Genomic DNA, 18557 nt, shown 5'->3' with positions numbered 1-18557 from the left:
CGTTGATAAACCATGTGTGGATGACCCGATTAGACGACGAGCCGATGAGCGGGGTTCGCGAGCTAATCGCCGACCTGATCGAGCTTCAGCAGCGTCCGCAGGTCGTCGGCCTCGGGGGATCCCAGCCGAGTGAAGATCTCCAGAGCCCGCTTGAGGCAGTCGCCGCTCCGCCGGACGCTGCCGAGGCCGGCGAGGGCCCGGCCTAGCACGGTCAGCGACAGCGCCTCCCCGTACGGGTGACCGATCTCCCTGCTCAGGGTGAGGGCCTGCTCGGCGTACCGCGCCGCGTCCTTGTAACGCCCGGCCGCGATGAACGTCTCGGCGAGCCGGGTGCACACCCGCTGCTCCCAGACCTTCTGGCCGCCGGCCCGGAAGAAGTCCAGGCACTCGGCGTGGTGCACGACCGCCTCGGTGAGGCGGCCCACCCGGGACAGCACGATGCCGAGCTGGTAGCGCGCGCGGGCCATGCCGGGCTCGCTGCCCAGCTCCGTGAAGATCGCCAGCCCGCGGTGGGCGGCGGCGATCGCCTCCTCGCTGTTGCCGAGCCCCAGATGGTCGCGGGCCGAGTAGCTGGCCACGAGCGCCTCGCCCGCCGCCGCGCCGATGTCCCGGTACGCCTTGAGCGCGGAGTCGAACAGGGCGAGCGCGTCCTGGTGGCGGCGCCTGCGCCCGGCGACGACGGCCAGGCCGTTGTAGATCTCGCCGGTGACGATGTGGTCGCCGGTGGAGTCGGCCAGGTCCAGGGCCGCGCGGAACTGCTCCTCGGCGTCGTCCATCCGGTTGCTCCCGAACAGCACGCGGCCGAGGACGTAGCGGCAGCGCAGCTCGCCGACCTTGTCGTTGACGGCCTGCGCCGCCGCGATCACCGCGCCCGCGCGGGAGGCGAACTCGCGGACGTAGGCGCCGGACTCCAGCAGCGGCTCCATGGCGACCAGCAGGTCGGCGGCGGGCGACAGCGCCTCGGCCGCCGGGGTCGACTCGGCGATCTGGCCGATCGTGGCGAACAGCGCCTCGGCCTCGACGGTGAGCCAGGTCACGGCCTCGTCCGCGCCCGCGAAGCTCCGCCCGGGGACGCCCGAGGACACCAGGTGGTCGGAGATCACGCTGCCCTCGTAGGCGAGCCGGTGCGCGGCCTCGGCCGACGACAGGTAGAAGCCGAGCAGGCGGCGCAGCGCCAGCGCCCCGGCCTCCGGGCTCTCGGTCAGCTCCGCCTGTTTGCGGGCGAACAGCCGCAGCAGGTCGTGGAAGCGGTAGCGGCCGGGGGCGGGGGCTTCGAGCAGGCTGACGTCGACCAGCGACTCCAGGATGTCCTCGGTCTCGATCATGCTCAACGCCAGCACCGAGGACGCGGCCTGGACGCCGATGTCCGGGCCGTTGGGCAGCGAGAGCAGGCGGAACGCGCGCGCCTGCACCGGGTCGAGCTGGCTGTAGCCGAGCGAGAAGGTGGCGTCCACGGCGAGGTGCCCGATGCGCATCTCGTTCAGGCGGCGGCGTTCGTCGGCGAGCCGGGGGACGAGCGAGGCCACCGTCCACGACGGCCGCGCGGCCAGGCGGGCGGCGACGATGCGCACGGCCAGCGGCAGGAAGCCGCAGATGGCGACCACGTCCATGGCGGCGGGGCGCTCCGCCGCCACGCGCTCGGGGCCCGCGACCGCGGCGAACAGCGTCAGGGCCTCGTCCGGCTCCATGACCTCCAGGTCCAGCAGGCGGGCCGAGGGCAGGTCGGCCAGCTTGCCCCGGCTGGTGATGATCGCCGCGCACCCGGCCGTGCCGGGCAGCAGGTGCTCCACCTGCTCGGCGTCGCGGGCGTTGTCCAGCAGGACGATCATCTGCCGGTCGGCGAGCAGCGAGCGGAACAGCGCGCCGCGCTCGGCGAGGCCGTCGGGAATGATGTCCACCGGGATGCCGAGGGCGCGCAGGAACGCGGCCAGCACCGACTCGGGCGCCGTCGGCTCCTTGCTGTAGCCGCGCAGGTCGGCGTACAGCTGGCCGTCGGGGAACACCTCGTGCAGCGAGTGGGCCACGTGCACGGCGACGGTCGTCTTGCCGACGCCGCCGATGCCGGAGACGGCGGCGACGGGCACGCCTTCGGTGCCGGTGGCGCTGGTCAGCAGGGTGCGCAGCCGGTTGACGACCTGCCTGCGGCCGGTGAAGTCGCTCACGGCGGCGGGGAGCTGCGCGGGCCGGGGCATGTCCTGGAAGCCCTCGTGCTCGGCCTCCTCCGCCTCCCCGCCCGGGAAGGACGTGTCGCCCGCCTGCCGGGAGGCGGGGGAGTGCGTCTCGCGCGCCGGCTCGCGGCGCTCTGCGGCGCCGGTGGAGGAGGGGCGGTCGGCGGGGCGCCGTTCCGCCGCGGCGGTCGTCCAGGCCAGCCGGGGGTCGGCGGCGAGGATGCGCTGATGGAGGGTGGACAGCTCGTGGCCGGGGTCGATGCCGAGCTCGTCGACCAGCGCCCGCCGGGTGTCGGAGAACACCGCCAGCGCCTCCGCCTGTCGCCCGCAGCGGTAGTAGGCGAGCATGAGCTGGCCGCGCAGCCGCTCCCTGAGCGGATGCTCGGCGGTCAGGGCGAGGAGCTCGGGGATGACGTCGGCGTGCCGGCCGAGCGCCAGGTCCAGCTCCATCAGGTTCTCGACCACGCCGATGCGGCGTTCGACGAGCCTGCCCCGCTGGCTTTCGATGTACGGCCCGAGGGCGCCGGCGAGCGGTTCTCCCGACCACAGGGCGAGGGCGTCGCGCACGGTGTCGGCCGCGCCCGTCAGGTCGCCCGCCTTGCGCCGCGCCTCCGCGGCGGCCACCGAGCGTTCGAACAGCGCGAGGTCGAGGGCGTCGGGAGGAAGGCGGAGCGCGTACCCCCTGCCCACCGAGGTCAGCAGCTCAGGGCGCATGCGCGGCGAGCGGTCCGGCTCCAGCACGGCGCGCAGCCGGGACACGTACGTGCGCAGCGCGCCGAGCGCCCGTGGCGGGGCGTCCTCGCCCCAGATGGCGTCGATCATCTCCATCGGGGTCACGGCGCGGCCCTCGCGGAGCAGCAGCATAGCGAGGATGGATCGTTGCAAGGGCGTGCCCAGCTCGACCTCCCGGCCGGACAGCCAGGCCTGAACCGGTCCGAGCACCGCGAAGCGAAGGCCAGCCGAACCCTCTTGACCAGCCATTTCTCTACTTCTCCACCCTTAAGACAGTTCTAATTTCAAATGATAGGTCCCCACATGCTTTGTCCCCTATGCGATCGCCCCGGCGTTAATCGAGTCGTTGATTTCTCATTGATCTGGCGTTGAGCGGCCGGGGTGATGCTGAGGGCACGTTCGAACGTGGCCCGCTCAACGGGGGCGGCCGCGAGCGGCGGCGGCACCGCAGCCGGATCCAGGACCGGGGAACCGGGATCCGGCAGGGGTCGGCAAGCGCCTTGCAGGTGGAGGTAAGGCCGTTGTAAGCGACCTGCAGGCGATGGGTTCTATCACTTTGGTCATAAGCCCCGAAGCAGCAGGCACACGGGGGAACCCCTCAATAGGAGAACCACAATGCGCCACTCCATCCGCAACGTCCTCGGCCTCGCCGCCGCCTCCGCGGTCATCGCGGTGGGCCTCCCCGCCGTCGCCTCCTCGGCGTCCGCCGCGACCGCCACCCAGGTCGCGTCCGCTTCCAGCTACGACTTCGACGACCACTGGGGCTATTACTACTCCAAGTACTACAACGGCTCGCGCGCCAAGGCCAGGGGCCACGTCTACGAGGACGGGGACGGGGACTTCCACGTCGTGGGCAAGCTCTACGACAAGTACTCGCCGGGCTGGCTCTGCGGCTACGTCCAGGTCAAGTTCGAGAACGAGGACGGCGACGAGTCGACCTACTGGGCCAAGAAGTGCGGCTCCAGCGGCTACCGCTCCTTCCACTTCTCCTCCGACGACGTCGACAGCATCCAGGTCCGCACCTGCTACTGGTCCAACCACCACGGCGCCAAGAAGTACTGCGGCCGCTGGAACTACATCTACGAGGCCGACGGCGAGGAGTGATCCACGACGCCGAGACGTCCGCCGGATGAGGCCCCACGCCTCATCCGCGCGGCGAGCCCGCGGCACGTTGGGGACGCGCCGCGGGAGCCCCACAGGGGACGCCCCAGGGGGACGAACGGGGGAAGTGACACCTCCTGGGGCGTAATTCATCGCCGGGGTGATCCGGTGAACACGGGGGAAGTGCCGGCGAACCGGCAGCACACGGGGGGTGTGCGCCGGGGAACCGGGTGTCAGGGGGGAAGTGCCGGGGAGACCCGGAGAGCAGGGGGAGCTCGCAGTACAGGGGAACAGCGGGGGAACACGACAGCCCGCCCGGCGGCCGCGAAGGCCGCCGGGCGGGCTGTGCGTTCCAAGGATTCATCGAAGGTACGGGGAGTTCACGCCGCTTCCACGAGACCGAGCCTCGCGTGCATCCGTTCTCGGACCGCGGGCCACTCGCAGCTGAGGATCGAGTAGTACGCCGTATCTCGGACCGTGTCGTCGGCGCCTCGGCTCTCCGCCCGCCGCACCCCGTCGAGGTGTGCGCCGAGGGCTTCGATGGCGGCCCGTGATCGCTGGTTGCGTACGTCTGCCTTGAGGGTGATGCGGTGGACCTGCCAGGTCTCGAAGGCGAGCGAGAGCAGTAGGTACTTGCTCTCCCGGTTCACGCCGGTGCCCTGGGCCGATGCGGCCAGCCAGGTGTAACCGATGTCCGCCACGGACGGGACCTCCCCCACCACGCCCCGCGCGCCGGGAGGCCAGGGCAGGGGGCCCTGCCAGTACTCCAGGTGCATGAGACGGGTGGCGCCGACGATTTCGCCGGTGTGCAGCCACCGGATGGCGAAGGGCATGGTGCGGCCCTCCGCCTGCTCAGCCAGAGCGGCCTCGACGTACGAGGTCATCTCTTCCCGGCCTACGGGAACCCGAGTGAAGGCGTAGGTGGAACGGTCTTCACTCGCCGCGGCGACCAGGTCGTCGACCACCGCGAGGCTGAGCGGTTCCAGGCGCACGGAGCGCCCGGACAGGGTGACAAAAGCGGGCATGAGCACATGATGGGGGCTCCATGGCGGACTCTGCACCAAATCGGATGGAACATCTCGGTGAGCGTCCGGACAAGAGGTGAGCATATGGGTGAATCCGCAGCTCAGCGGCATGATCACACCGACTTGCGGCCCCGCGGCGACGGTAAAGGATAGGTAAAAGAGATCATGGCGCCGCGGGCGCCAGCGAGGGGGTGACCAAGGCGGCCGGACGGCCCCCGTCGCCGAGCGCCGCGAGGGCCTCGTCGAGGTGGTCCAGGCCGGCCGATATCCAGGGCAGCCGGAGTGGTTCGCGGCTTTCGAGCGCGGCCAGCCGCCGCTCCTCGTCCTCGCCGTACATCAGGCTCGTGGCGACCCGTACGCGCGGGTTGGCGGGCCGGTCGCCGAACGCCGTTCCCGGCAGCACGCCGACGCCGTGCCGGTCGAGCAGGGCCGCGGCCAGCTCCGTGGAGGTGCCGAACCGTTCGAGCGGGGTGAAATCTGGATACATGTAGAAACCGCCCTGAGGCTCGGCCACGACGGCGCCCGCCCGGGAGAAGCGGCCGGCCACCGCGCGGGCCACGATGCCGTGCAGCCTCCTGCTCGCCGTGATCCGTTCCACCAGCTCCGGCGGCTCGGTGTAGGCGTACGCGGCGGCGTGCTGCACCGGGGCGGCCGGGCTGGACCAGATCTCGGACGCGACGGCGAGCACCACGTCCAGCAGCGGCCGGGAGGGCAGCCGCGCCACCCCGATGCGCCATCCGCCGAGGGCGAGGCTCTTGCTCAGCCCGCTGGTGACCACGGTGCGCTCGGGCGCGATGCCGGCCGGGCCGAGGAAGGCCGCGTCAGGGTCGTGGACCAGGTCGCGGTAGATCTCGTCAGAGATGATCATCAAGTCCAGTTCGCGGGCCACCTCGGCCAGGCGCCGCACGGTACGCGGCGTCGCGAGCCTGCCGGTCGGGTTGTCGGGCAGCGTCACCAGCACCGAGCCCACTGAGCGGCCCTGGGCGCGGGCTCGCAGCACGGCCGCCGCCACCTGTTCGGGATCGGGCGTCCCTCCCTCGTCGGGGGGCGCCGGAACCATGATCGGGTGAACGCCGGCGAGTCCGGCCTGGGCCGCGTAGCTCACCCAGCTCGGCATGGGCAGCACGATGTCGCCGCCGATCGCGAGCAGCAGCGCGTACAGCAAGGGCTTGCTGCCGGGGCCGCAGACCACCAGGTCCGGATCGGTGGGCAGCCCGCGGCGTTCCCAGTAGCCGGCGGCCGCCTCGCGCAGGGCCGCGGCGCCCGCGACCGGTCCGTAGCCGTTCTCCCGCGAGGCCGCTTCGAGGCGTTCGCGCAGCGCCGGGTGGACGGGGAGCCCTGCCTCGCCGAAGGCCAGGTTCAAAATCCGTTCCCCGGCGCGGCGTCTTCGGGCAATGTCCTCATTAGCGGCCAGGGTGGCCGAAAGTGTGACGTTCATGGTCATAACCTCCTGGTGATTGGGGACCTGCCCAGCCTGACCGGGTACACCCATCGCCACAAGCGAGGCTTTTCGGTGGTGACCATAAGGAGAACCGATGCTCGACTTACGGCGGTTGTCCCTGCTGCGCGAGTTCGCCCGAAGAGGCAGCATCGCCGCGACGGCGGCCGCGCTCGGGTACAGCGCCTCGGCGGTGTCGCAGCAGCTCGCCACCCTCGAACGCGAAGCGGGTTCGGTACTGCTGGACCGCACCTCGCGCAGCGCCGAGCTCACCGAGGCCGGGTACCGGCTGGTCCGGCACGCCGAGCGGATCCTCTCTCTGGTCGAGGCCGCCGAGTCCGACCTGTCGGCCCACGCCGCCACCCCTTCGGGCCGCGTGGTCGTGACCGCCTTCCCCACGGCGGCCGTCGCGTTCGCCCCCGTGCTCGTGCGGTCGCTGCGCCGGCACGCCGCCCTGTCGCTGCGGCTGCGCCAGGGGCGCTCGGGCCGCGGCATCAGGGAGGTCGAGGCGGGCGAGGCCGACATCGCCCTGGTCGACGACTGGTACGGGGGCGTGCGCACGCGCGGCACCGACGCCCTGCGCGTGCTGCCGCTGCTGCACGACCCCATCGTGCTCGTCGTGCCGCGCCGCCACCGGATGGCCGACACATCGGTGCCGGTGGACCTCACGGCCCTGCGCGACGAGCCGTGGATGGCCACCCCCGACGGGGAGCCGTCGCGGATGGCGGTGGACCGGCTGCTGTCGGACGTCGGAGGCGCTCTGCCCGTGCCGTGGGAGTTCGAAGGGCTGGGCACCGTGCTCAGCCTGGTCGCCAAGGGCATCGGGATCGCCGCCGTGCCGGCGCTGGCCCTCGCGGCCGGCGTACGGGGCGTCGTGGTGCGCGAGATCCCCGGGAACCCGGTCACCCGGGAGGTGCGGGCCGTCGTCAGGACGGCGAGCGTCAGCCGCCCGTCCGTCGCGGTGACGCTCAGGGCGCTGCAGGTCGCGGCCCGTTACCTCGCCGCCGACCTCACCACGCCTGTGCGGTCCCCCTTCGTCGAGCGGGCGCGGACGTGAGGCCGGCGCGCCGGCACGCGGACGTCGGGCCGGCGTGCCGGACGCGGACATCAGCCGGCGTCGAACGCGGAGGAGGGGGCCTCAGCAGTCGACCAGCTCGGGCCGCTGGTTGAGGATCTGGGCCCTGGCGGTGACGAACTCCGCGTGGGCCTTCTCGGCCGCAGGATCGAACACCGCGACGCGGTGGCAGTTCTGGAACGCGAGCCGCACGCCGAAGTGGCGCTCCAGCGCCCCGCGCATCGAGTCGCTCGCCAGGCAGCGCAGCAACTGGCCCCGCGCGGCCTCGTCCGGCGGCGGCGTGTGGTTGTCGGCGAACTCGGCTCCGCTCTCTTGGCGTTGCCGGACCAGCCCGGTGATCAGCGACCAGGCGTACGGGAGGGAGTCGCGGACGCAGGCGAGGAACGCCTCGTCGTCCACGTCACCGGCGCGGGCCTGCTCGACGAGCTCGTTCGGAACGGTCAGCGACATGCTGGGTTCTCCTCTCGAGATGGGCGACTCCGACGTTAGGCGTCACGCCGGGTCGGCTCCAGGTGGCGGAAAAGGGACAGTCACGTGGACGCGGAGCGCGCAGGGGCGTCAGCCGGCGGGGACCACGGGGCGCTCGCCGAAGACGAAGCCGTGGTCGATCTGCTTGAGGAGGTCCTCGCCGGTGGCGCGGTTCGCCCAGGCGCCGGCGTTGCGGACGTGGAACTCGATGGTCTGGCGGCCGAACCGCTCCCAATCTTTCTCCTGCGCCCGCACCCGGCTCAGGAGGACCGCGAGCGCCTCTCGGTTGGCCGGCTCCAGATCGTCCAGGGTGAACGCGCGGCCCTGTTCCATGGCGCGGATCGCCGGAGAGTGCTCAAGGCACACCAGCAGGTCGTCGCCGACCTGCTCCTTGAGGAACTCGACGTCGGCCGCCGAGTGGACCTTGTTGCCGACCACCGCGATGGGCACGTCGAAGTCGCGGGCGTGGTCGCGGTACTGGCGGTAGACGCTCACGCCCTGCCGTGTGGGCTCGGCGACCAGGAAGGTCATGTCGAAGCGGGTGAACATGCCGGAGGCGAAGGAGTCGCCCCCCGCCGTCATGTCGACGACGACGTACTCGTCGCGCCCGTCGACCAGGTGGTTGAGGAACAGCTCGACCGCGCCGACCTTGGAGTGGTAGCAGGCGACGCCGAGGTCGTCCTCGTTGAAGGGGCCGGTGACCATGAGCTGGAACCCCTGGACGGGGGTCGCGAACCGGTCGATGAAGAACGGGTCGGTGAGGCCCACCAGCCGTGACCCGCGGCCGGGCGGCGTCGTCTTGATCATGGAGGCGGCCGAGGCGATCAGCGGGTTGTCACCGCGCAGATAGTCCTTGATCTCGCTGATGTGGGCGCCCAGCGGCTCGGGCAGGGCCGCTGGATCGAGGCCCAGTACCAGGCCCAGATGCTGGTTGATGTCGGCGTCGATGGCGACCACGGGGCCGTCCTGCCGTGCGACGTGCCGGGCGAACAGGGACGACAGCGTGGTCTTTCCGCTGCCGCCCTTCCCGACGAAGGCGACTCTCATACGAGGGATCCAATCTGGTTATGAAAACCATTGCAAGTATGACCGCGCACATCATGGCACGCGTCACCCTGTGGATTCCTGCTCTTCACCAAGTCCTGACCCGCCGGCCGGCCGCTTCCGCCGGTGCTCGCCCGGGCCGGGGCGCACCGCCTGGCACCCGTCCACCGGTGTCCGGCCCGGGGCCGCCCGGGGACCGCGGTCAGGGACGGGCGGCGCGGGGGCGGTAGTACTTGAAGACGGCGTCCATGGTGGGCCGGAGTCGGTCCCACTCGGTCCGGGTGGTCGCCCAGCCGATGACGCCGATCCGGTCGCCGGTCACGATCACGCGCTGCGACTCGTGGTAGGGCACGCCCTTGACGGCCCACGAGTGGTAGCCCGGGCCGGTCCAGGTGCTCTCCCACTCGGCGATGACGACGCGCTTGGCGCGTGCCTGCCTGGCCGGGCCGGTGCTCTCGGCGGCCGGCGACCCGGTCGCCGCGGAGGGCGACGGGGACGGTGCCGGGGACGAAGACGGGGCCAGGGACGGGAGCTTCTCCAGGCGGATCCTGTGGTACTTCCGCACCGAGGCCGACAGGGACGCCTCGACTTCGGCGAGCACGTCCAGCGGGTCGCGTCCTCGCGCCTCGACGACCTCCACGCTCAGATAGGCGGTGCCCGTCGGCGCCGCCCAGGTGTGGCGGCCCCGCTGGATCGACAGCCGCCAGCTGCGCGGGACCCCGGCCCGCCAGCCGTCCTCGGCGTCGTACCACTTCAGCCGCATCCGGCTCGGGGCCGGTGAGGCCGTCGCGGCCGAGGCCGCGCGGCTGGACAGCACGCTGGAGGTGGGAGCGCCCGAGGCGGAGGCGCCGTCCGGCGCGGCTGTCGCGGCGCCGGGGGGACGGAGCACCGCCCACCCGCCGATGGCGACCGCGACCACGATGGCCGCCGCCACGCCGGCCAGCAGCTTGGTACGGCCGGTGAGCCCACGCGGGCGGGGGGCGGCCTGCGCCGGCGGAGGCGAGCGGAGCGGTTCGAGCAGGGCCTTGGCCTGCGCGGCGGTCATCCGTCTGGCGGGGTCCTTGGCCAGCAGGCCGGCCAGCACGGGGCGCAGTGCGTCGGGCACCCTGGCCAGCTCGGCGTCCTGGGCGAGCAGCGAGGCCAGCGGGCCCATGGAGTTCTCGAACGGCGGCCGGCCGACGACGGTGGCGAAGAGCGTCGCGCCCAGCGACCACAGATCGCCCTCCGGAGCCGCGGGCGCGCCGTCGAGGCGTTCGGGAGCGACGAAGCCGTGCGAGCCGACGGTGCCGCTGTGCTGCGTGTAGGGGTCTTCGAGCGAGGTGGCGATGCCGAAGTCGCTGAGCACCACCCGCCCGTCATAGCCGATCAGGATGTTCGCCGGTTTGACGTCGCGATGGACCACGCCGGCGGAGTGGGCGATGGACAGCGCCGTGAGCACCTCACTCGCGATCGTCGCCGCCCTGGGCACCGACAGGGGACCCTCGCTGGCGAGCACCCGGTCCAGGGACCGGGACGGGACGAGCTCCATGATGATCCACGGATGCCCGTCCTCCTCGGCGACGTCGTAGACGCCCACGATGGTGCGGTGGTTGAGTCGCGCCGCCGTGCGCGCCTCCCGGGAGGTCCGATGGAGCATCTGGAGCCGCTGGCGGGAGTCGAGCCTGCGCGGGACGAGGACCTCCTTGGCGGCGACCGGCCGGTCGAGAAGGGTGTCGTGTCCCTCCCACACCATGCCCATGCCGCCCTGCCCGAGGGCTCGCACCAGCCGGTACCGCTTCACCACCAGTTGCCCAGGAGTTCCCATCCAAAGTGCCCCTTCGCGGGCGATAGCGCGAGAAATTAGCAGATGGGGAAGTCTTCCACAGTTGCCGCCGTCCGCGCGCTCCAACGATGGTGTCCCGTCTGGACGCCGATGGTGTCCCGTCCGGGCGACGCCCGGACGGCCGTGCTCAGCGGGGCGGCGCGGGCAGGGGCGGGGATGAGAGCGGCGGCAGGGAGCCGCTGGCGATGTGGGCCAGCGTGATATCGGTGAGCGTCGTGTTCTCGAACGTGCGCAGCACCGACCACACTTCGGCCAGCGGCCCGGCGACGCCGGGGAACCGCTCGCTGTGGGACGGCACGCCCTCGATCACCAGGATGATGTCGGCCAGCGTGATCTCCGTGGCCGGCCTGGCCAGCCAGTATCCGCCGTCGGGGCCCCGCTGGCTCTCGATGAGCCCCGCGCGCCGCAGCTGGAGCAGGATGTTGTCCAGGAATCTGCGAGGGATGTCCTGGGCGCTCGCGATGCGCTCGGCGGACACCGGGCGGTCCGCGGGAGCGGCCGCGAGCTCCGCGGCGGCGCGCAGGGCGTACTGCGTTCTGGCGGAGATCCGCATCAGCCGACGCGCTGGTCGAGCCCCCAGCGGCGCCGGAGAGCGTTGTCGGCCGCGCCGAAGCACATGTCCACGACGATGCCGATGACCAGGATCACGATCATCGTCGCGAGCAGCCCTGGGGCGTCGGACAGTTCACGCGCGTTGTCGAGCTGCTCGCCGATCGACGTCTGGTGCGCGATGATCACCAGCAGCTCTCCCGCCATGAGCGACCGCCACGCGAACGCCCAGCCCTGCTTGAGGCCGGACAGGAACGACGGCAGCGACGCGGGCAGGATGACGTGCCGGTAGAGCGCCAGGCGCCGCAGGCCGAGGATGTGCCCGGCGCGCAGCAGGATCGGCGGGGTGTAGTCCACGCCGGCGATCAGCCCGTTGGCGATGGACGGCGCGGCGCCGAGGACCACCACGAACAGGATCGCGCTCTCGCTCAGCTTGAACAGCAGGATCGCCAGCGGGAACCACGCGATGGACGGCATGGTCTGCAGACCCGTGATGAGCGAGCCGAACGCCGCGCGCAGCGGCCGCACCCGGGACACCGCCGCGCCGACCACCAGCCCCACCAGCATGGCGACGGCGAATCCGGTGATGGCGCGGCGCATGGTCACCGCCACGGCGCCCCAGAACTCCAGGTCGCCGACGCGGTGCCCCAGCTCTCCGAGGACCGCGATCGGGCCGGGCAGGACGTACTCGGGACGCCAGCCGGTGAGGACCACCACCTGCCAGATGGCGAAGACGAGGACGATCGCCGAGAACATCGGCCATGCCCGCGCCCAGACGCGCGCGGCGACGCCGCGCCGTTCTCCGCCGGACAGCTCCAGGGCGTCCAGGCCGGCGAGGTGCTGGGAGACGTCGGCGGTCATCGGTCGGCTCCGGCGGGGACGGCTTCGGCCGAGGACGACCGCTGTGCGGGGCGCGCGTGGCGCAGGACCTCGCGGCGGAGCCGGTCGGTGATGCCCGCGGCCAGCTCGGCGACCTCGCCGGAGTCGGTGCGGCGGGGACGGGGCAGCGTCACGGGGTGGTCCTCGATCACCGTGCCGGGCCTGCTGCTCAGCAGGACCACCCGGTCGCCGAGGCGGACGGCCTCGCGCACGTTGTGCGTCACGAACAGGACCGTCAGCTCCCGCTCGCGCCAGATGCGCTCCAGTTCGTCGTGGAGCAGGTCGCGGGTCATGGCGTCCAGCGCGCCGAAGGGCTCGTCCATGAGGAGCACGTCGGCCTCCTGGGCGAGCGCCCTGGCGAGCGCGACCCGCTGGCGCATGCCGCCGGACAGCTCGTGCGGCCGCTTGGCGCCGAAGCCGCCGAGATGGACGATCTCCAGCAGCTCGGCCGCCCGCGCGCGGCGTTCCTTCCTGGTCGTGCTCTTGGCCTTGCCGGTCACCCGCAGCGCCAGCTCGATGTTGGCCGAGACCGTGAGCCACGGGAACAGCGCGGGCTCCTGGAACATCATCGCGATGCGCGCCCCGGCCGTGTCGATCGTCCCGGCGGTCGCGCGGTCGAGCCCGGCGACCAGGTTGAGCAGCGTGCTCTTGCCGCAACCGGACGCGCCGAGCAGGCAGACGAACTCGCCCTTGCTCACCGAAAGCGTCACGCGGTCCAGGGCGAGCAACTCCCTGCCGTACACCTTGGAGACCGCGTCCAGCCGGACCGCGGGCCCGTGCCCGTCGATCCGGCTGGAGCGCAGCTCCTCTGTCGGAGCTGTCACTTCGACTCCTCACCCGGCGCCCGCGCCGGCCGGTGGCCGTGGGCGCCGTGTCGGCTGTTTCCACCTTCGGTGCCCCCGCCGCCGGTGACGCCGGCGGAGCGGGGCGGCGCGCTCGTCCCGCCGCGAGGGCGGGACGGGCCGCGGCGCCCGCCCGGGAGGGCGGGGCCGGTCACCTGTCGTTCACCGCCTGCTGACCCTTCGCGGCGAGCACCTCGTTGAGGATCTTGAGGTCGTAGATGCCGTTCAGGTCCACCGGGTCGAGCAGGCCGACCTTCTCCGCGTGGTCGGCGCTGGTGACCAGGGAGGACGCGATCGGGTCGTTGGTGAAGGCGATGTTCTTGAACGCGCTGTCCAGCACCTCGGGCTTGAGCGGCTTGCCCGTGAGGTCCTGCAGTTCGGCGTTGATCGCCTCCTTGGCGCCCGCCGGGTCGGACTCGATGTAGGCGGTCGACTCGACGTGCGCCTCGATCAGCTTCTTGACCAGGTCGGGGTGCTCCTTGAGGAACTGCTGCCTGACGATCAGGTGGGTGATCACGAACTGCTTGTCCGGCCACAGGTCGGCCTCGGTGACCAGGATCTTGCCCTTGCTCTCGAGCACCAGGCGGCTGGCGAAGGGCTCGGGCACCCACGCGCCGTCGATGTCGCCGGTGGCGAAGGTCTGCAGGGTCTGGGAGTTGTCCTGGGGGACGATGGAGACGTCGCCGCCGCCCTTGGTGTCGGTCGTGATCCCCTTCTCCTGCAGCCAGTAGCGCAGCGCCACGTCCTGGGTGTTGCCGAGCTGCGGCGTGGCGATCTTCTTGCCCTTGAGGTCCGCGACGTCGTTGATGGTGGGCTTGACGACCAGGTAGACGCCGCCGGACGCCGCGCCCGCGACGATCTTGATGGCCTCGCCCTTGGACTTGGACCAGGCGTTGATGGCCGGGTTCGGCCCGATGTAGGTGGCGTCGATGGCGTCGGAGAAGATCGCCTCGGTCGCGGCCGGCCCGGCGTTGAAGGTGGCGGTCTTCAGCGTGACGCCGGAGCCGAGGGCCTTGGCGAAGAAGCCCTTCTTGACGCCGACCAGGGCCGTGGAGTGCGTGATGTTCGGAAAGAAGCCGAGGCGGACCTCGGTCTTGGCAGCGTCGCCGCCGGAGGATCCCCCATCCCCTCCGCAGGCAGCCGCGAGGGCGGTCACCGCGACCGCGGCCACCACGGCCGCCATCGCTCGTAGCCTGCGAACCCTCATGTACCTCTCCCTAATTTCCTACTTAATAAGTCGGTTAGATGCCATAAGACGGCATGGGGCGCGACATGTCAAGCGGAGGAGGGGTTCGCGGCGTCCGTCGTTATCGGTTGGTGCCCGAAGGCGAGCCGCCTACCTGCCTATATGGCGATATATGCGTTTATGTCGGCGAGGAGTCAGCGGTGAGTGGTGGGACGGGAGAGGCGGCGCGGGCCGGCTGATGGCGAGGCGGCGCGGGGAAAGCGGCGGGGAGACGGCGGGGGTCAGCCGATGGCGAGGCGGTAGGTGTGGCCGGCGTCGGCCTGGAACACCGCGGTGTCCCCCTCGACGGCGCACGGGACGCGGGTGCGGCACCCGTTCAGGAACGCCGGGTTGCGCAGCCGCACCTCACCGTCCTGGCCCGCCAGGAGCCGCACCTCCACCAGCGCGCCGTCCCGCCAGGAGGCGCCCACCGTGTGGCCGCCCCGGGCGCGCAGCCCGTCGAACGAGCCGCACGGCCACGCCGAGGGCGGCGCGGGCAGCACGTCGATCACGCCGAGGTGGCTCTGCAGGAGCATCTCGGCGATGCCGGCCGTCGTCCCCAGATTGCCGTCGATCCGGTACGGCGGGTGCGCGCCCAACAGGTTCGGATGCGTGCCGTGGCGCAGCTGCTCGCCCAGCAGGCGGTGCGCCCGGTCGCCGTCGAGCAGCCGCGCCCACAGGTTGATCTTCCAGGCCCTGCTCCAGCCGTCGCCGCCGTCGCCGCGATGCTCCAGCGTGACCCGCGCGGCGTCCCCGTACTCGGTGCAGGGATGGATGCGGCGCCCCGGGTGCAGGGCGAACAGGTGCGACAGGTGCCGGTGGGTGTCCTCCGGGTCGTCCCAGTCTTCCCGCCACTCCTGCAACTGCCCGAACGAGCCGACCCGCAGGCCCTCGTCGAGCTCTCCCAGAGCCTTGAGCATGCGGTACCCCGGGTCGACGCCGAGGTGGTCGGCGGCCTCGACGGTGTTGCCCAGCAGGTCCCACACGATCTGCTGGGAGACCGCCGCCCCGGCCGAGAAGGGCCCGTGCTCGGGCGAGTGGCTCGGGGACACCACCAGGCCGCCGTCCTCGACCAGGTTGTCCAGCCAGAGGTCCGCCGCCTCCTTGAGCACGGGGTAGGCGTGCTCGCGCAGGTGGCCGAGGTCGCCGCCGAACAGGAAGTGCTCGTAGAGGTGCTGGGCGAGCCAGGCGGCGGCCTCGGGGAACCAGAACGAGGCCGGGCGGTCGTGCACGCCGGTGAACCCGAAGGGGTTGGTGTCGGAGTGGACCACCCAGCCGGGCGAGCCGAACATGGCGGCCGCGGTGGCCCTCCCCGGGGCCCGCAGCGCGTCGACGAAGCGCAGCAGCGGGACGGCGCACTCGCTCAGCGCGGTCACCTCGGCCGGCCAGTAGTTCATCTGGACGTTGACGTCGCTGTGCCGGTCGCGGTGAGCGGGCGGCGCGGGGCCGTCGGTCCACAGGCCCCGCAGGCCGGCCGGCAAGGGGGAGTCCTCCCGGGAGGAGGCGATGAGGAGATAGCGGCCGTAGGCGAACAGCAGCGTCTCCAGCGCCCGGTCGCCGGGGCCGCCGCCGCCGTACGCCGCGAGCGCCAGGTCGGTCGGCGGGCAGGCCGCGGCGTCGCCGCCCACGTCGAGCCGGACGCGGTCGAACAGGCCCCGATGGTCGGCGACGTGCTCGGCGCGCAGGTCGGCGTAGGTGCGCGCGCACGCGCGGTCGACGTGCGCGGTGACCGCGTCGTGCGGGTGCGGCCCTCGGTAGCGCGGGTGGGCGCGGGCGTAGTCGGTGCCCGCGGACACGAGCAGCGTCACCGCGTCGGCCCCGTGGACGGCGACCGCGTCCGCCTGGTCGGTCACCCGGCCGCCCTCGGCGACCACCTGGACCTGCGCCTCGTACCGCAGCCCGTTGTCCTCCAGCGCTCCGCGCAGCGTCAGCCGGCCCCGGGCCACGCCGTACTCGGGCGGGGCGGTCGGCGGGCCGGGGGACAGGCGCACGGTCAGGGAGATCTGGCCGGGCCGGTCGGCGGCCAGGCGCAGGACGAGGACCTGGGCGGGGTGGCTGGCGAAGTGCTCCCGGGTGTGGCGCACGCCGCCGGTCGTGTAGCGCACGGTCGCGATCGCCGTCACCAGGTCGAGTTCCCTGCGGTAGTCGCGGACGCCGGAGGCGGCGGCCGCGGCCCCGGTGCCGAGTGAGTCGGTGCCGGGGGAGCCGGTGGCGGGGGAGCCGGTGCCGAGGGAGCCCGCGGCGGCCGGGGATGCGATGTCGAGCAGCAGGTCGCCGAAGGGCTGGTAGGCGCCGAAGCCGGGGATGCGGCCGTCCTCGCCGGCGGCGTTGCCGAGCAGGCGGGCGGCCTCGGTGGGATCGACGCGGCCCTCCTCGGCGACGCGCCGCCTGACCTCGTCCAGGACGCCGGGCCGGGGCGCGGGCCAGTCGCCGGACCGGTAGCCGCCCGGCCCGGCGTCCTTGGACCCGGGACCGCCGGTCCACAGCGTGCTCTCGTTGAGCGCGACCCGTTCGGAGCCGAGCCGCCCGAAGATCATCGCGCCGAGCCTGCCGTTGCCGATCGGCAGCGCCCGCCTTTCCCACGCGTCATGGTCGTCCGGCCCGTCCGCGGGACGGTCGTACCAGAGGCTCAGCATGTCTCCCCGATCAGCGTGGTGATCGACTGCATCCTAAACCGGCCATATGAGAATCAGTTACAAGAGGCGTCGGGCGACAGTGCTTCCGTTCGGGAAGGGGTGGCGGACGGCGTCCCGGAAGCGCGCGCCCCGGGGGCGACCTGGTCGTCTCCGCGCCGGTTCCCGGCGTCTTCGGGCATGGGGACGCCCGTCGTGGCCGACACCTTCTCCCTGATCAGCGCCCAGTCGGGGGCGGCGGTGTCGATGAGCGGTGGCACGAATTGCACGCTTTCGAGGCGCGCGTCCTTTATTTTGCGTGAAAGGGCGATAAATGCCGGAAGTGATTCTTGGGTGATATCGGTAGATATGTAGCGCTTTGCCGCGTCGGCGAGCCGGTCGAAGCTTTTGATCACCGTGAGCGGGTCGGCCTGCCTGGCGACCGCGTCCAGCAGGCACCGCTGGCGCCCCATGCGGACGTAGTCGTCGCCGTCCGACCGGGACCGGCCGAACCACAGGGCCTCCGCCCCGCTCAGCCTGCGGGTGCCCGCCCGCAGGACGCCGCCCGCGAGGCCGTAGGGAATGTCGTGCTTGACGGTGACCGTGACGCCGCCCGTCGCGTCGATGATCCGCGCGAAGCCCTTCATGTCGACCATCGCGTAGTAGTCGACGGGCAGGCCGAGGATGCCGCCGATCGTGCGTTTCAGCAGTTCGGCGCCGTGCCGCCCCGCAGGGGCGCCCGGCACCGCCGCGGGGTGGTCCTCGCCCCACTGGTACACCTCGTTGAGCAGGCCGGGGTGGCCCGGCGTGCCGTCGCCGGCGAAGCCGAAGGGGAACATCCGCCGGGCCGGCCCCTCGGGCATGGGCACATGCTGGAGGTTGCGCGGCAGGCCGAACAGCACCGTCCTGCCCGTCCTCGTGTCGATGGCCGCGACCGACATGCTGTCGGTGCGCGCGCCGGGACGGCCGGCCGCCGCGTCGGCCCCGATCAGCAGGACGTTGACCCGGTGCCTGCCCTGCCACGGGTCGGCCGGGGCGGCGGCGCCGCGCGGGGTGAACACCGTGGTCACCACCTCGCGGCCCACGTACGCGAGCCGCGCCGCGTAGAGCGTGGGCAGCAGGGCGGCGACGCACATCAGGCCGACCGACGCCCGTCCCAGCAGGCGTGCCGGCCCGCTGAGGACGGGGGGCCGCGCGAGCCGATAGGACCAGAGGATCACCATCGTCCAGGACACGCCGGCCAGCACCGCCGCGACGGCCAGGCCCGCGAGCCGGCCGGGCCGCACCATGAGCGCGATCACCTCGGGGCGCAACGCCGTGGCCGCCACCGTCACGCTCGCCACGAGCACGACGTGCGTCCCCAGCAGCGCGACGCCGGCCGCGCGGCGACCGGCGCGCAGGTGGGCCAGCCCCCACACCACGGCCGACGCGAGGGTGAGCCCGAGGGCCCCGCCCAGCCGCAGGGAACCCCGATCGCCTCTCATCGGCATCGCGCCTCCCAAACTCTCACCGCACCAGTAATCGATAACAGGTTAGTAACGGTGAGTGGCCGCGCGACTGCGCACGGCCGCGACACA

The 18557-nt window shown here is 72.3% G+C and carries 14 protein-coding genes; 2 read left to right on the top strand and 12 right to left on the bottom strand.

The window, feature by feature from the left end:
- Window positions 1-62: 62 nt before the first annotated feature.
- Window positions 63-3110 carry an AfsR/SARP family transcriptional regulator gene (locus ACZ6QO_RS08695; protein WP_465848987.1) on the bottom strand — a complete coding sequence of 1016 codons (3048 nt, stop codon included), beginning with the start codon at window positions 3108-3110 and terminating at the stop codon, window positions 63-65.
- Between the two features lie 405 nt (window positions 3111-3515).
- Between ACZ6QO_RS08695 and ACZ6QO_RS08690 the strand changes: the two genes are divergently transcribed.
- Complete coding sequence (locus ACZ6QO_RS08690; RefSeq protein ID WP_465848985.1) at window positions 3516-4004, top strand: hypothetical protein; 489 nt, start codon at window positions 3516-3518, stop codon at window positions 4002-4004.
- A gap of 377 nt (window positions 4005-4381) precedes the next feature.
- Here ACZ6QO_RS08690 and ACZ6QO_RS08685 read toward each other — a convergent pair whose 3' ends face one another.
- Complete coding sequence (locus tag ACZ6QO_RS08685; RefSeq protein ID WP_465848983.1) at window positions 4382-5026, bottom strand: GNAT family N-acetyltransferase; 645 nt, start codon at window positions 5024-5026, stop codon at window positions 4382-4384.
- A gap of 163 nt (window positions 5027-5189) precedes the next feature.
- A complete protein-coding gene (locus tag ACZ6QO_RS08680; RefSeq protein ID WP_465848981.1) occupies window positions 5190-6464 on the bottom strand; it encodes a pyridoxal phosphate-dependent aminotransferase in 1275 nt (424 codons plus the stop codon).
- Between the two features lie 97 nt (window positions 6465-6561).
- Here ACZ6QO_RS08680 and ACZ6QO_RS08675 point away from each other — a divergent pair, with 97 nt between their 5' ends.
- Window positions 6562-7521 (top strand): LysR family transcriptional regulator, encoded by a 960-nt coding sequence (locus tag ACZ6QO_RS08675; protein WP_465848979.1) that lies wholly within the window; start codon window positions 6562-6564, stop codon window positions 7519-7521.
- An 81-nt stretch (window positions 7522-7602) separates the two neighbouring features.
- On the opposite strand, the gene ACZ6QO_RS08670 is transcribed toward ACZ6QO_RS08675, so the two are convergent.
- The 9 genes from ACZ6QO_RS08670 to ACZ6QO_RS08630 all read right to left on the bottom strand — a co-directional run bounded on the left by ACZ6QO_RS08670 (window position 7603) and on the right by ACZ6QO_RS08630 (window position 18464).
- Window positions 7603-7989, bottom strand: coding sequence for an SCO5389 family protein (locus ACZ6QO_RS08670; protein WP_465848978.1), 387 nt, complete (start codon window positions 7987-7989; stop codon window positions 7603-7605).
- 108 nt (window positions 7990-8097) lie between these two features.
- Window positions 8098-9054 carry an ATP-binding protein gene (locus tag ACZ6QO_RS08665; RefSeq protein WP_465848977.1) on the bottom strand — a complete coding sequence of 319 codons (957 nt, stop codon included), beginning with the start codon at window positions 9052-9054 and terminating at the stop codon, window positions 8098-8100.
- A 199-nt stretch (window positions 9055-9253) separates the two neighbouring features.
- Complete coding sequence (locus ACZ6QO_RS08660) at window positions 9254-10855, bottom strand: serine/threonine-protein kinase (RefSeq protein ID WP_465848975.1); 1602 nt, start codon at window positions 10853-10855, stop codon at window positions 9254-9256.
- A 145-nt stretch (window positions 10856-11000) separates the two neighbouring features.
- Window positions 11001-11426 (bottom strand): RrF2 family transcriptional regulator, encoded by a 426-nt coding sequence (locus ACZ6QO_RS08655; RefSeq protein WP_465848973.1) that lies wholly within the window; start codon window positions 11424-11426, stop codon window positions 11001-11003.
- Window positions 11426-12283: an ABC transporter permease gene (locus ACZ6QO_RS08650; RefSeq protein ID WP_465848972.1), complete on the bottom strand. Its 858-nt coding sequence runs from the start codon at window positions 12281-12283 to the stop codon at window positions 11426-11428. The genes ACZ6QO_RS08655 and ACZ6QO_RS08650 overlap by 1 nt, the downstream gene beginning before the upstream one ends.
- On the bottom strand, window positions 12280-13125 hold the full coding sequence (locus tag ACZ6QO_RS08645; RefSeq protein ID WP_465848970.1) for an ABC transporter ATP-binding protein: 846 nt from the start codon (window positions 13123-13125) through the stop codon (window positions 12280-12282). The genes ACZ6QO_RS08650 and ACZ6QO_RS08645 overlap by 4 nt, the downstream gene beginning before the upstream one ends.
- A gap of 169 nt (window positions 13126-13294) precedes the next feature.
- Window positions 13295-14350, bottom strand: a complete 1056-nt coding sequence (locus ACZ6QO_RS08640; protein ID WP_465848968.1) for an ABC transporter substrate-binding protein — start codon at window positions 14348-14350, stop codon at window positions 13295-13297.
- Window positions 14351-14610: 260 nt separating this feature from the next.
- A complete protein-coding gene (locus ACZ6QO_RS08635) occupies window positions 14611-17004 on the bottom strand; it encodes a glycoside hydrolase family 95 protein (protein WP_465848967.1) in 2394 nt (797 codons plus the stop codon).
- Between the two features lie 53 nt (window positions 17005-17057).
- Window positions 17058-18464, bottom strand: a complete 1407-nt coding sequence (locus tag ACZ6QO_RS08630; protein WP_465848966.1) for an LCP family protein — start codon at window positions 18462-18464, stop codon at window positions 17058-17060.
- Window positions 18465-18557: the final 93 nt, after the last annotated feature.

It is taken from the genome of Sphaerisporangium sp. NPDC049457, from assembly GCF_055586705.1.
The sequence above is the reverse complement of the archived record's forward strand: the minus strand, read 5'-3'. Positions and strand labels throughout refer to the sequence as shown.

Bases quoted from the DNA above. Each gene is read 5' to 3' on its own strand.
- ACZ6QO_RS08690 (WP_465848985.1), top strand. From the start codon at position 3,516: ATGCGCCACTCCATCCGCAACGTCCTCGGCCTCGCCGCCGCCTCCGCG.
- ACZ6QO_RS08685 (WP_465848983.1), bottom strand. From the start codon at position 5,026: ATGCCCGCTTTTGTCACCCTGTCCGGGCGCTCCGTGCGCCTGGAACCG.
- ACZ6QO_RS08680 (WP_465848981.1), bottom strand. From the start codon at position 6,464: ATGAACGTCACACTTTCGGCCACCCTGGCCGCTAATGAGGACATTGCC.
- ACZ6QO_RS08675 (WP_465848979.1), top strand. From the start codon at position 6,562: ATGCTCGACTTACGGCGGTTGTCCCTGCTGCGCGAGTTCGCCCGAAGA.
- ACZ6QO_RS08670 (WP_465848978.1), bottom strand. From the start codon at position 7,989: ATGTCGCTGACCGTTCCGAACGAGCTCGTCGAGCAGGCCCGCGCCGGT.
- ACZ6QO_RS08665 (WP_465848977.1), bottom strand. From the start codon at position 9,054: ATGAGAGTCGCCTTCGTCGGGAAGGGCGGCAGCGGAAAGACCACGCTG.
- ACZ6QO_RS08660 (WP_465848975.1), bottom strand. From the start codon at position 10,855: ATGGGAACTCCTGGGCAACTGGTGGTGAAGCGGTACCGGCTGGTGCGA.
- ACZ6QO_RS08655 (WP_465848973.1), bottom strand. From the start codon at position 11,426: ATGCGGATCTCCGCCAGAACGCAGTACGCCCTGCGCGCCGCCGCGGAG.
- ACZ6QO_RS08650 (WP_465848972.1), bottom strand. From the start codon at position 12,283: ATGACCGCCGACGTCTCCCAGCACCTCGCCGGCCTGGACGCCCTGGAG.
- ACZ6QO_RS08640 (WP_465848968.1), bottom strand. From the start codon at position 14,350: ATGAGGGTTCGCAGGCTACGAGCGATGGCGGCCGTGGTGGCCGCGGTC.
- ACZ6QO_RS08635 (WP_465848967.1), bottom strand. From the start codon at position 17,004: ATGCTGAGCCTCTGGTACGACCGTCCCGCGGACGGGCCGGACGACCAT.
- ACZ6QO_RS08630 (WP_465848966.1), bottom strand. From the start codon at position 18,464: ATGAGAGGCGATCGGGGTTCCCTGCGGCTGGGCGGGGCCCTCGGGCTC.